The sequence below is a fragment of the Cobetia sp. MM1IDA2H-1 genome, from assembly GCF_002916775.2.
Lineage (GTDB): Bacteria > Pseudomonadota > Gammaproteobacteria > Pseudomonadales > Halomonadaceae > Cobetia > Cobetia marina.
The window spans coordinates 439,024-452,207 of the sequence record NZ_CM133225.1 but is presented as its reverse complement, the minus strand read 5'-3'; the positions used below and the strand labels follow the sequence as shown (position 1 = coordinate 452,207).

The window sequence follows — 13,184 nt, the reverse complement described above, 5'->3', positions numbered from 1 at the left end:
CCTCGGCTTGTCGCCTCACGCTTCAGCGCGCGCCAGCGGTGTCATTCGAAGACCGCCCCATCGATGAAGCCATCCGCCGGCATCGGCACCTGCCCTGCCTCGCCGCTCAGCCACCAGGGCGCCGGATGCGTGCCTTCGCTGCGCTCATCCGCCACCGGCACCACCATGCCCAGCTTGCGGGCTGCGCTGCGGTAGAGGTCCGGGCGTACGCAGCGTGCCAGGGTCGCTTCGAGGTCATTGTCGCTGACTCCCTCGAGATGCCCCCAGCGCTGCATCTGGGCGGCATACCAGCGGGTCTGCGAGCGCCACGGGAAGTTGGCCGCATAGCGATGGAAGATGGTCCAGCCGGGATTTTCCCGCTGGAACGCCTCCACCGACTGCTCGACATCCACGTCGCGCAGTCCACGCGCCACCACTGAAAGCGGCACTTCCTGCATACCTTCATCATGCAGCCACTGCGCGGCCTGCTCACGGTTGCCCGGGCGGTCCAGCCAGGCACAGGCCTTGAGCAGCGCGCGAATCAGCGCCTGATGCGCCAGCGGGTGCTGCTCCGCCCAGTCCTCGCGCACGCCCAGCACCTTTTCCTGTCCGAAGCGCCAGATATCATGACTGCCCGCCACCACCTGCCCCATGCCCTGCACGGCGGCCAGACTGTTCCAGGGTTCTCCGACACAGAAGCCGTCCAGCGCGCCACTTGCCAGCTGGGCGGCCATCAACGGCGGGGCCACCGCACGCATCTCGATGTCGCGATTCGGGTCGATTCCGCCGGCCGCCAGCCAGTAACGCAGCAGATAGCGGTGCGAGGAGAAGGGATGCACGCTGGCAAGCTTGAGCGCCGCCTCCCCACGCTCGCGGCGCTTCTGCACGTGCGCCGCCAGCGCCCGAGACACCGCCAGCGGAGAGCCCAGGTCATGCCCCTCCTCGGCCAGCGCCGCCATCAGGGCCCGCGACAGGGTGATGGAGTTGCCGCCCAGATTGAGCGTCATCGCGCTGATCACCGGTGTGGCGCGGCCATCCAGCCCCAGGGTCGAGGTCAGCGGCATCAGCGCCAGCATCTGCGCGCCCTGCAACACGCCGGTCTGCAGGTCATCGCGCAGTGCCGCCCACGACGGCTGCCACTTGAGCGTCACGGCCAGCCCCTCCTCACGGAAGAACCCCTGACGCTCCGCCACCACCAGAGGTGCCGCGTCATTGAGCGGCATCAACCCCAGCGTCAACTGATGGCCATTGAGAAGAGAATCACTGAGCATCACATCCACCTTTTGAACGATCGAAAGAGAAGGACATCACGAGACTCGGCTCAGTGCCGACGCGACGCCTTGAGCAGCTCATCGGCCAGCTCGTGCAATGCCAGACGCCGATTCATCGCGGTCTTGCGCAGATATTGGTAGGCCGCATCCTCCCCCAGTCCGCGACTCTCCATCACCAGCGCCTTGGCGCGATCCACGCTGCGCCGCTGTATCAGAGTGGTCTGGGTGCGATTGAGTTCGCCCTTGAGGGCACGGTGAGCCTCGAAGCTGGTGATGGCCACCTCGACCATGCTGCGCACCATCGCCGGCATGACGTGATCCACCACGTAGGCGGACACGCCGGCGCCAGCCGCCTGGCGCACCAGGTCCGGCGCGTCCTCACTGGCCAGCATGATCATCGGCTTGGGATAGTGACGCCCCAGCTGGCCGAGGTGCTCGAGGGTGTCACGGCTGGGCAGGTCGGCGTCGATGATCACGGCATCCGGCTGATGGTGCTGCACCAGCGCATGCAGGTCCTCGTGTTCATCGACCCGCAGCGCCACCTCGAAGCCGGCGCTCAACAGCGCCTGCTCCAGAGCGGCGGAACGCTCGCTGCGCACATCGACGATCAACACGGTCACGGGCATATCAGGCTTCCTTGGCAGTGTGTCAGGCGGTGGTGCCGGGGTGTCAGGCGACGCCTCGAGCGATCAGGCACCGACGTCCGAGATCAAGGACGACGGCGTCTTCGCAAGCGGGAGTCAGGATGGCGTCACGCCTCTGACACTGCAGGATTCATGCCACAAACTGGTGCAGCGCTGGCCAGAAAGGCCTTCCGCAGTGCGCAAGGGCGCGCCCGGCTGCACAGCAATGATGCATGGCGTGATCTGGCGATCTCTCGCCCGCCACGTGCGCCAGACTGGATCATCCTCACCCCGCCGCGCACCGCCACTGGGCATCGCCCTGCTTACCCTCCACTGCTGTCTTGCCCGACATGATGATTCCAAGCCCTTGATATGACGGGGGTTGGATGCACAACACCCCCGCAAGTGGCGCGCTACTTGCTTTGAGTCAGGCAATGGCAGACAAGCGTGCCATGCATCATCCATGACGTGGACCAGGCTCCCGGGAGTACGAGTGCGTCGAACCAGGCCCCTCAATGACGAGGCGCCCCGCTGTCGTTCACAGCTGTTCGACCACCCGTCGTGCGCCGAGACCCTGGCGTCCGGCACCGACGCTGTACCAGGAGCCCACTCATGGATATTCGCAACAAGGCCAGCCGTATCCGGCTGTTCAGCTTCAATACCCCGCAGATGCGCGCCTTCCACATGTCGTGGTTCGCCTTCCACGTCTGCTTCTTCGGCTGGTTTGGCATCGCGCCCTTGATGGCCGTGGTGCGCGATGACCTCGGCCTGACCAAGACCCAGATCGGCAACACCATCATCGCCTCCGTCGCCATCACGGTGATCGTGCGACTTGCCATCGGCGTGCTGTGTGATCGCATCGGGCCACGCAAGGCCTACACCTGGCTGCTGTGCCTCGGCTCTCTGCCGGTGATGTGCATCGGCTTCGCCGACAGCTTCGAATCCTTCTTCCTCGCCCGTCTGGCCATCGGTGCCATCGGCGCGTCCTTCGTCATCACCCAGTACCACACCTCCGTGATGTTCGGTCCTAACGTGGTCGGCACCGCCAATGCCACCACCGCCGGCTGGGGCAACCTGGGCGGCGGCACCACCCAGATGCTGATGCCGCTGGTGATGGCCGGCCTTCTGATGCTGGGCGTCGAGCAGACCCTGGGCTGGCGTCTGGCGATGGTCGTGCCGGGCATCGTGCTGTTCCTCACCGGGATCGCCTACTACTTCTTCACCCAGGATGCGCCGGACGGCAACTTCAGCGAGCTGCGTGAGCGTGGTGAGCTGCCCAAGGCCGAGAAGGAATACAGCATGCGCGCCACCTTCGGCGCGGCGGCTCGCGACATCCGTGTCTGGGCCCTGTTCCTCGTCTACGGCGCCTGCTTCGGGGTCGAGCTGACCATCAACAACGTCGCCGCCATCTACTTCTTCGATCACTTCGACCTCGATCTCGCCACCGCCGGCCTCATCGCGGGCCTGTTCGGCCTGATGAACCTGTTCGCGCGCACCCTGGGCGGCGTGTTCTCCGACCTGTTCGCCCGTCAGTCCGGCCTCAAGGGTCGCGTGCGCTGGCTGTTCATCGCGCTGCTGTGTGAAGGCGTGGCGCTGGTCGGCTTCGCCCAGATGGAAACCCTCGCGGTAGCCATCGGCATCATGCTGGTGTTCAGCCTGTTCGTGCAGATGGCGGAAGGCGCCACCTTCGGAATCGTGCCCTTCGTCAATCGCAAGGCACTGGGCGCGGTGGCCGGTATCGTCGGCGCGGGCGGCAACGCGGGGGCTGTCGCCGCGGGCTTCCTGTTCCGCAGTGAAGAACTGACCTACCAGGAAGGCCTGATGTATCTGGGCATGGGCGTGATCGTGATCTCGCTGTTCGCCCTGCTGGTGCGCTTCAGCGCCGCCACCGAGGCCGAGGAAGGCCGCGCTTATGAAGCCGCCGTCGCGGAACGCAAGCAGCAGAGCGACCAGCAGCCCGTGTCTGTCTGAGCCTGTCTCTTCCTGAGACTTTCTCAAACCTCTGACACATGCAGCCCTGATATACAGAGAACTGATATACGGAGCCCTGATACACGGAGCCCTGACATGCAAAGGCCCCGCCTCATGAGAGGCGGGGCCTTTGTGCATTCACACCTTGCGGTTCGCCGTGCTCGCGGGCGAGTCACGGCCAGCCATCAGCTGTCGGTAGCGTTCTCGACGCTGTCACCGGCGTCTTCCACGGCGTTGTCCATCTTCTCGCCAGCCTTCTCCATCGGGCCCTCGTCCTCGCAACCGGCGAGTGACAGGCCACCGAGACCCAGCATGGCAATCATCAGCGAACTACCCAGAGTCTTGAGCTTCATGATGTCTCTCCTTGAATCATCGGTCGGGATAACGCCCCGGCCTGCACACCAGTACAGACAACAGCGCGGGGATACACAGGACATGGAGCGGGTGTCGCACGGTTTCAAGGGTGGCGCAACGCCGAGTTGCAAGAGGATGACCGAGTGACGAGGCACACCACAGGGCAAACCCCTCCGAGGAGCCCGGATCAGAGCGCGAATCTGCGCTCGAGCCAGGGGCCCAGGTCAGAGGCCCAGGTCAGAGAAACCATGATCGAACAGCACCTCGCCTCCCAGCCCCGCCAGATAGTCCGGCACCAGCTCGATGGCCACGAAGGCGCCCGGCACATCCTCGTGATGGCAATAAAGGCCGTAATGGCGCGCCGGGTGAAAGCCCAGATGGGCATAGAACTCGGCATGACCCGCCGCCACCACGGCGCCCGCTCCCAGCAGACGACAACGCTTGACCGCCGAGATCACCAGCCGCTTGCCGATGCCATGACGCTGGTGCTGGGGCAACACCGCCAGAGGCGCCAATGCCATCAGCACGCGCCCCGGACAGCCGGAGAGTTCCACGCGCGAGGCCATCACATGCCCCAGCAGCCCTCCTTCGCCTTCACTGAGGTGACGCCCGCTTTCCGGGTCAGAGAAGCGCTCGGCCACCAGCGAGATCTGCGCCAGATCACTGCGACGCAGTCTGTCGCCCAGGCGAGCCTCCCGGTGGCCGGCAAACACGGATTCATGGATGCGGTAGATGCGCTCATGATCGATGAGACGTTCTTCACGGATGCGAAGATTATCGGCGGGATTGTCAGTCATCACGAGTTACCGGTTCAGCGCCCTGTCGATCAGGGCCGTCACCCCCAAGCTTAGCCACCGCCGTCATGGCCCGCGAGAGTCAATCTACTGCTCAAAAAGCACGATGCCCGCCGAAGTGGCGGGCATCGAATGACGTGATGACAAGGTCGTGATCCAGATGAGAGACGTGGGACCTGCCATGTCACTCCTCTGCTGATTTCCACGCCATCAGGCGGGCGCCCCTGTCAGCTCTTGAGGCGACGCGCGCGGAAGGAACGGCCCTTGAGCTTGCCGTTCATCAACTGGGTCAGCGCGGCCTTGGCGACATCGCGCTCCACCGCCACGTAGGTGGTGCGGGCCAGTACCTTGATCTTGCCGATCTGGCTGCCCGGCAGGCCGCCATCGCCCGTCAGGGCACCGAGGATGTCGCCGGGACGCAGCTTGTCCTTCTTGCCGCCATCGATCTGCAGCGTCGCCATGCGCGCGCGGAAGGGTTCACGGGTCAGCATGCTCTTCGCCGGCAGCGGCTCGGCTTCCAGCGTCTGCTCGAGGAAATCTCCCAGCTTGGCCAGGCGATAGTCTTCCTTCTCGGTATACAGCGTACAGGCGATACCGGAGCTGCCCGCGCGACCGGTACGCCCGACACGGTGGACGTGGGCATCGAGGTCCCGAGCGATCTGGTAATTGAAGACCGCATCCAGCGCGTCGATATCCAGCCCGCGTGCCGCGACGTCCGTGGCCACCAGAATCGAGGTGCTCTTGTTGGCGAACATCACCAGCGTCTGATCACGCTCGCGCTGCTCCAGATCACCGTGCAGGGCCATGGCACTGAAACCGTGCTCATTGAGGGCATCGCTGACCTCCTGTGCCTCACGCTTGGTGTTGCAGAACACCACGCTGGTGTCAGGACGATACTTGAGCAGCAGAATACGCAGCGCCTCGAAACGCGCCTCTTCATCCGCTACCCGGTGAAACAGCTGACGGATGCTGCTGTCATCGTGGGTGGAGGCGACCTCGATGCTGACCGGCTCCCGCAGGATGCGCTCGGCGATCGGGCGCACGCCATCGGCGAAGGTCGCGCTGAACAGCAGCGTCTGACGCGCTTCCGGGGTCTCGGCGATGATGGCATCCAGCACCTCGGCGAAGCCCATGTCGAGCATGCGGTCGGCCTCGTCCAGCACCAGGGTATTGAGCTCGGCAAGGCTCAGGCTGCCCTTGCGCAGGTGCTCGTCCACACGGCCCGGCGTGCCGACGATGATATGCGCGCCGTGTTCCAGCGAGCCCAGCTGCGGGCCGAAGGGCGCACCGCCACACAGCGTCAGCACCTTGACGTTGTGCAGACCGCGCGCCAGACGGCGAATCTCGCCGGCGACCTGATCGGCCAGCTCACGCGTGGGGCACAGCACCAGCGACTGGACACGAAAGCGCGAGACCTTGAGGCGCGACAACAGGCCGAGGCCGAAGGCGGCGGTCTTGCCGGAGCCCGTCTGGCCCTGGGCGATGACATCGCGCCCTTCCAGCATCGGCGGCAGGCTCTGTGCCTGAATCGGCGTCATGGTGTGATAGTCGAGCGTCTCCAGATTGGTGAGCAGCTCGGGCGCCAGCGCCAGAGAGGCAAAGGCAGGGGTGGCGGTGGCGTCAGTCACGAGGACATTCCTTCAGTCGATGAACAGGCACGAGCCGAACAGGCATGCGTGCGGGCGCAGAGCATAACAGAGCCAGCGCTCGCTCGCCTGCACACCTCTACCTGCGAATTCACATGTCTGCGGGTTCCTGCCAGCGCGCCGGCTGCGTTCACGTTTGCCATCCTTTCCAACGACACGACAGCTGATCGACTGCTGGTTGTCAGTCCCTTCCTCGCACCAGTCGATAATCCCCTCGCATGAGGCAAACGATATCGCATTAATGGCAATGAATGATTTTCGTCATCAGCCGTTTTCAATCCTGATTCAGGTCATTTATTAATCCTGCCCGATTCACCAGAATACCCGTTGACGTTCCTGTCATTTCCCACGTCTTGCGCCACGCCACGAGTGATCGTGCGCGTGTGAGAATTGATTGTCATCGATACCTATCGCCATGCCTCAAGCGTTGCATCACGGTTGTGGACCTCAACGAAAAAGGCACGCACCGGTATCGAGTCTCGTCACTGATCATCGTCTGCATCATCTGTGCAACACCCATGTCCCGTCATGAGAGCATCACCGCATCATCACGCCCATTACTCCGCTATCTTGTTGATTAAATTGATATCAATGAGAAATATCAATGCCTTTTCATGAAGGCATGACAGCCCGAACACGCTCGTACCCTCCGCGTGGGCCAGGGCCGAGGACGCCAATGACGCCTTCACGAGCCAGCACAGACTGGCGCTGAATGGCCACGATCTTCTTGAGGAACAGGGGCTCCACTGGTCAGGAGAAACACCCCGTCATCAAGACAGTTTCAGGACGCAGCGAACCACAAAGGGAGCAGAACCTGATGAAGGATATTTCACGAATCACCGCCTACGGATGTGTCGTGGCCGGTGTTGGCCCAGCGGGCATGGGGTTTCTATTCAATGCCTTGAAAACCGGAAAACTGGCGCAACTCGCACGCCATGGTCTGCTGATACTGGATGCCGGAGGCATTCATCGGGATGCGCCTCTGGGGGCCGGACGGCTGGGCGAATATCGCATCACGGCCAACTCGGTGGGGGATGTCTTTCTCGATTGCCTGAGAGACCCGGCCCTCGCGGAGGTCTTCGCTCCGCTGGAAGGCGATCCGTGCCTGGAGAACATCCGCGCCCAGGCCTTCACCGCCCCGGCGCTCAGTGAAGTGGGCACCCTGCTGGAAGCGGCGTCCCGGCTGGTACTGGATCACGCCACCCGCCTTGCCGGCGTGGAGCTGTGGTGCGGCACGAGTCTCGATGAGGTTGAGCGCATCGAGGATGACAATCTGCTGACGCTGACTCACACACCGGAACACGCGTCTCGTCCGACACGGATCCGCACCTCCAACCTGGTGCTCAATCTCGGCGGCTATCAATGCCCGGAACACCTGACCCAGGACCTCTCGCGTCAGGGACTGTCCCTGTCACCGCGTGCGCGCATCTACAGCGGTGATGAACTGCTGCGCATGCCGGAAGGTCAGCTGCGCAGCCTCTTGCTGCCGCGCCTGCGGCGTGGTGGGCGTGTCTGCGTGGTGGGTGGCTCCCACAGCGCCTTCTCGATGCTGGATCTGCTCGCCAGCGCATTCCACAAGACGCGCATCGACGAGATCACCCTGCTCCACCGCTCGCCTGTCCGGCTGTTCTTCGAGAACGCCGAAGAGGCCAAGGCCGCGGGCTATTCCTATGATGCCGAGCGCGATGTCTGCCCCATCAGCGGACGCATCAATCGCTCCGGCGGGTTGCGCTACCGTGCCCTGAGCATCGGCCAGCAAGTGCTCTCCAGCGGTCGGATAGCAGACTGCGATATGCAGGTCAGGCTCATCCAGACCGGCCCCGGCCCTCAGCAACGCCTGCTCGCGGCCAGCGAAGCACTGGCCGACGCGCCGGTAGTGGTGCAGTGCAACGGCTATCAGCCGATTCTGCCGCGCCTGCTGGATGCGACGCGTCAGCCGCTACCGCTCAGCCAGGTGAAGGGCGGACTGGATTCCGATGCCACCGGCAATCCCCGAGACCTCTCAGGCAACCTCCTTGAGGGCCTCTACCTGTTCGGACTCGGCGCCGGACTGGCGGCAGACCCCACCCTGGGCAGTGAAGCCGCCTTCGATGGCCGCATCTACGGCGTCTGGCAATTCCACAACAACGCAAGCCTGCCAGCGCTGGAGACCATCCTCGCACGCCTGGAAACGCAGCATGTGGCAGCACCGGTGACGGACCCGCTGTCCGCCGCCACCCAGCTGGCCGAGCAGGCAGCGCCATCCTCTGGCGCACAACGCGTGAAGGAGGCCGAACGCGAGCTGACCACAGCGCTGAACACGCTGAGCGAGACTCTGTCCTCGCCACTGCGCTCCAGCATCGCCTGACATGCATCGACAAGGCATGCATCGATAAGGCAAGCATCGACAAGGCATGAGCCCTCATGCCACGCCTTGCATCAGATCTTACGTAATGACCTGGCGTCGTTATGAATACGTCAACAAGGCGCTGACAACCTCAACAACCGCCATCATGATTATCACAAAGATAACAATAAAGAAAAATGACACTCTGACACACTAGACGAAAGACACACACGACACCCTGCAGCAAGCACATGAAAGGCCCGGCCATGCATCGCATGACCGGGCCTTTTGGCTACTGGCGCTTGCTGTCAGCGCACGGGCAACGAGTGACTCACGATTCGCCTGAGCGCAACTGCCCTCAGGCGAGCGCATCCACGAACCCGCGATTCAGCCGGCCTGGGTCTGTGCTTGCGCGAGACGTGCCTGCTTGCCGCCGAGGGTGAAGCAGGTATCGATTTCCCGCAGCAGGAACAGCGCCACACAGGCGGCCAGCATCGGCCAGGCGGCGAAGAACAGCAGGTGCTCCCACGGCGCGAGATACTGATTGAAGGCAGACAGCGTGGAGCCGGCATGCAGCACCAGCACCAGCCCATAGGTGAGGGTCTTCTTCACGCCTGCCAGGAACATCAGCAACAGCACCATCTCGATGGCGGCGATCACGATGACGATGCCTTCGCCGACACCGCCGATGGAATAGAACTTCTCGAAGATGGCCGCGGCGTGACCGGGATTGAAGAACTTGTCCAACGTCCACATTGTCATCACGAGGAAGACCCCGAGGCGCAACAGCAGCAGGGAAATGCGGATTCGATCGGCGTACTTCGTCATGTCAATTCTCTCCAGAGGAAATGGGCCTGTCAGGCAGTCAGCGCCGCCTCGTGCCGGGCACGTCTTCCTGTGTACGCACACCATTGAGGTCTGGTTGCATCCAGATCGACTTTTTTCTCGCGAAATGAACCACTTGGCAGTCCATCACGCGATTGCGCTCTTCGGCGCAAGTCACTGCTGCGACAGCGGTGATGGCGCCTCATCTCTGCTCTCCGGCCGCGACTGACAACGCTTGAATGCCTGTCCATCCTCAAGACACCTGTAGCACTGGCGCTTGCACACTGGAGTTATCCACATGGCCTCTCAACCAGACACGCCGACATCCGGCGCACCGCTGCGCCGCTGGCAGGCACCCCGCGACGCTTCTGCCCACCCGCCGTTCACATCTCCCTCCCACCTGCCTCCCGCGATTGTCCAGGCACGCTTTCCCGCCCTGAGCGCAAGGCTGCTGGAGCATGCTGCGCGCATACAGGCCGAGCGTGCACGCGGCGAGATACTGGACGCCGCCTGCGCCATGAGCGCCGTGCCGACCGTGATGCAGGAGATCTGGTCTACCAGTGGGGAGCTTGAGACATTCGCATTACATCACGCCATGCAGATCGAGACGCTTACGGAGCTGCTGGGCGAGCACACCAGAGCCCTCAGCCCTGATGATTCGCCAGCGGTAGCCCCGCGTGACACCTTTGACTGGCTGCATCTGGCACTGGAATGCCTGCTGAAAACACATGAGGATAACCAACGTTTACACTCGAACTGATGTAACCCGGGCCCAAAACTCGTATGGTGAAGTGACGGGCCCGGTTGACGACAGTCCATGTCTCGCCGCCGCCCTCGTGGCAGATGCACGCGCACGACGACCAGGAGCACGTCTGGAACGGACTTCCGGTACGAGAAACAACGCAAGATATCAAGCACAGCAAGCGGAGCAGAACATCACGATCGATCATTGAAACGACCAGCCGAGGAGGTTCACATGAAGGTCTACAAACCTGAATGGCGCTGCACGCTCGACGTGACGGAAGGCCCCGACCCCACCGCCCGCTGGAAAACACGGCTTGCCTGGCGCCTGCGCGCCCTCGCCGACCGCTTTGATGGCGGTAGTCGTACGATGAAGATTGACTGCAATGTCACCCCGGCGCTCAGTCGCGAAGAGGTCGACACCTGTCTGGGCAAGGGCTTCGCCCTCAGCCAGAATCTGATGCTGCAACTGGCCAACCACAGCGCCTGCGAAGATGTCCTCCGCGACGCCAAGGCCGAGCTCTACGAAGAAGAGCAACACCCGATGTAAGACGATGATCTCAGTAGAAACCCGCAGATCATCCATCGGTGAACGTAGTCCGCAAGACGCATGAAAAAGCCCTCCCGGCGATGCCGGGAGGGCTTTTTAAACTTCTTATGAAATCACTTACTTTCTTGTATAGCAGGTTTTATTAATTGGCCACGCAGCCAAGGCTATTTTAGCCATCTCTAGCTGTCGATTGTTGATTGTTTCAGGACTCCAGCTTTCATATTGAGCTATCGCAGAAGTTGTGGATATACTGCTCTCACTAAAGACCTTTCTTTTTATTTCAAAACTATCATTAGACATTGAATTATTTCTGCTTTTCTTTAACAAGCATTGATTCCCAAGTCTATTTTTATTTTCTAAATGTTCTTCTTCACTAAAGTTTACCCAGCAATCCTTTTTCTTTGATTTTGGCAATATGTGCTCCAAAGTAATGTCATCGACATCATCATTAACCCATTCAAGCTCTTCTCTTTGAGTATTGGAAGTATGCTCGAGTTCTCTCAGGTAATATCTGGCCAAATAGGTTTTCGAGACCCTACAAACACTAAACACTTCTTCAAACTCTTTATCGGAAACCACTATCTTTTGCAGAGCTTCGATTAAATCACCACTTGTTAATATAACTTTATTAGAGATATTGATAGCTGAATCTGCAAATGCTTGCTCGTTTACTCCACTACGAGTTCTAGCCGTAAGCACTAACCGAACACTAAGTGAAGTTAAAAACTTAATGGCAAGCTCAAATTCTTTTTTATTAAAATTAACAGCAATTGCCAAAAGCAAAGGCCGCATTGGTTTTAAATCGAACATATTAAAATCTGACAAATACTTTCTAGATACTTTACTATAGCTATCCCAATAGTCATTGTCTGAATTAAAAGTGGCAACATAAGCTCTAGAATTATTTGAAAGTGAACCTAGAAAAGTGATAGAAGAATTTTCATTTTTATACTTACTTTGTATTGACTCATATACACCATCCATCCTTACAAATCCTGAAAATGCAATAAGATGATGTCTTAAAAAAGAAACTTGTGGATCATCGTCTCCAAGTTCTTGAAGATTCTCCAGCATATTTGACCATTTAGTTTGTGCTATATCTATTTGTGTTTTTGATTGGCCAAAAAGATAACTTTTAACTAAGTCTGCCTGTGATGTGCGCAACCCTCTATCGTTAAGAGTTTCAAACATTTTAAAAGCCCGTCCCTCATCATGAGCTCTCAGAAGTATAACTTGAGCCTGGTTTTCCAAATAATCTATCCAAGAGTTAAATGTATCTTGTGCATCCACCCCTGCTATAGATTTAGCTATACCCTCTACTCTCTCTTTGGCTTTAAAATATGCATTCTTTAATAGCCTATGCGATGTTCTATTTGGCTCAGGTGGCCATTTATCACCTCGCTTTTGAGCCGTTAATTCCTTAAAGTAATCTCGATCATCTGTGTTTAGTGACAGCCTCTGCTTAAAGCCTTCTCTACGATCGCTTTTAAATAAATAGCTATTTTGTAATGATGTAGATATATCGCTTCCTATATTGTAAGCTTCTAAATGATCACGAATTGCCGTTAAAAGCAAATAAGTGGTAGTAAGTCTTTGTTGGCCATCTACAACATTAAGATCACTGGAGGATGTCTTTTCAATAGCTACAATAGTACCTAGAAAATACTCAGAACTATTTCTATATGCTGCCTCTAAATCTGAAAAGAGTTGTTCTACTTCTTCATCTGTCCAAGCATAATCTCTCTGATGCGCAGGTATATTCAAAGAATAATCAGAGAAAATTTTTGCGATACCAATATCATCAAAACTAAATGTCTTCACAGCGCACTCCTTAAATACAATAGCTTTCCATATTGAACATTCTCAACGTTGATATGTTTATCAAAAATCATCACAACATACCACACCTACAAACAATTTACGTATAGTAGTTAGCCTAACATTAAATCTAGTTTTTAGTAATGATACATGCTTTATATAATATGCGATCAAGGATAGATTCCCCGACATTAACAAAACATTTCTTTCAACTCTCAGTTCAACTATTAATGGACTGGTACCATCAAAGTGATCCAAAATTTTTGACCTAGTCGGTTACACTATC

The 13,184-nt window shown here is 58.7% G+C and carries 11 protein-coding genes; 4 read left to right on the top strand and 7 right to left on the bottom strand.

Annotation, left to right across the window (positions count from 1 at the left end):
* Positions 1-41: 41 nt before the first annotated feature.
* Both BOH68_RS02060 and BOH68_RS02055 read right to left on the bottom strand, forming a co-directional pair.
* Positions 42-1,250, bottom strand: coding sequence for a CmpA/NrtA family ABC transporter substrate-binding protein (locus BOH68_RS02060; RefSeq protein WP_077379028.1), 1,209 nt, complete (start codon positions 1,248-1,250; stop codon positions 42-44).
* 50 nt (positions 1,251-1,300) lie between these two features.
* Positions 1,301-1,876, bottom strand: a complete 576-nt coding sequence (locus tag BOH68_RS02055; RefSeq protein ID WP_077379026.1) for an ANTAR domain-containing response regulator — start codon at positions 1,874-1,876, stop codon at positions 1,301-1,303.
* Positions 1,877-2,485: 609 nt separating this feature from the next.
* Here BOH68_RS02055 and BOH68_RS02050 point away from each other — a divergent pair.
* On the top strand, positions 2,486-3,844 hold the full coding sequence (locus BOH68_RS02050; RefSeq protein WP_077379024.1) for a NarK family nitrate/nitrite MFS transporter: 1,359 nt from the start codon (positions 2,486-2,488) through the stop codon (positions 3,842-3,844).
* A gap of 185 nt (positions 3,845-4,029) precedes the next feature.
* Here BOH68_RS02050 and BOH68_RS02045 read toward each other — a convergent pair whose 3' ends face one another.
* From BOH68_RS02045 to dbpA, 3 genes are all read right to left on the bottom strand, one after another.
* Complete coding sequence (locus BOH68_RS02045) at positions 4,030-4,197, bottom strand: hypothetical protein (RefSeq protein WP_164850377.1); 168 nt, start codon at positions 4,195-4,197, stop codon at positions 4,030-4,032.
* Between the two features lie 225 nt (positions 4,198-4,422).
* Positions 4,423-4,995, bottom strand: coding sequence for a GNAT family N-acetyltransferase (locus tag BOH68_RS02040; RefSeq protein ID WP_077379022.1), 573 nt, complete (start codon positions 4,993-4,995; stop codon positions 4,423-4,425).
* A 224-nt stretch (positions 4,996-5,219) separates the two neighbouring features.
* Positions 5,220-6,620 carry an ATP-dependent RNA helicase DbpA gene (gene dbpA / locus BOH68_RS02035; protein WP_077379020.1) on the bottom strand — a complete coding sequence of 467 codons (1,401 nt, stop codon included), beginning with the start codon at positions 6,618-6,620 and terminating at the stop codon, positions 5,220-5,222.
* A gap of 835 nt (positions 6,621-7,455) precedes the next feature.
* Here dbpA and BOH68_RS02030 point away from each other — a divergent pair.
* Positions 7,456-8,985, top strand: coding sequence for a hypothetical protein (locus BOH68_RS02030; protein WP_219815851.1), 1,530 nt, complete (start codon positions 7,456-7,458; stop codon positions 8,983-8,985).
* A 366-nt stretch (positions 8,986-9,351) separates the two neighbouring features.
* On the opposite strand, the gene BOH68_RS02025 is transcribed toward BOH68_RS02030, so the two are convergent.
* Positions 9,352-9,792, bottom strand: coding sequence for a hypothetical protein (locus BOH68_RS02025; RefSeq protein WP_077379019.1), 441 nt, complete (start codon positions 9,790-9,792; stop codon positions 9,352-9,354).
* Between the two features lie 295 nt (positions 9,793-10,087).
* Between BOH68_RS02025 and BOH68_RS02020 the strand changes: the two genes are divergently transcribed.
* Together BOH68_RS02020 and BOH68_RS02015 are read left to right on the top strand one after the other, a co-directional pair.
* On the top strand, positions 10,088-10,549 hold the full coding sequence (locus BOH68_RS02020; RefSeq protein ID WP_077379017.1) for a hypothetical protein: 462 nt from the start codon (positions 10,088-10,090) through the stop codon (positions 10,547-10,549).
* 216 nt (positions 10,550-10,765) lie between these two features.
* Positions 10,766-11,080, top strand: coding sequence for a hypothetical protein (locus BOH68_RS02015; RefSeq protein ID WP_077379015.1), 315 nt, complete (start codon positions 10,766-10,768; stop codon positions 11,078-11,080).
* A 117-nt stretch (positions 11,081-11,197) separates the two neighbouring features.
* Here BOH68_RS02015 and BOH68_RS02010 read toward each other — a convergent pair whose 3' ends face one another.
* Positions 11,198-12,901 carry a DUF262 domain-containing protein gene (locus BOH68_RS02010; RefSeq protein WP_077379013.1) on the bottom strand — a complete coding sequence of 568 codons (1,704 nt, stop codon included), beginning with the start codon at positions 12,899-12,901 and terminating at the stop codon, positions 11,198-11,200.
* Positions 12,902-13,184: the final 283 nt, after the last annotated feature.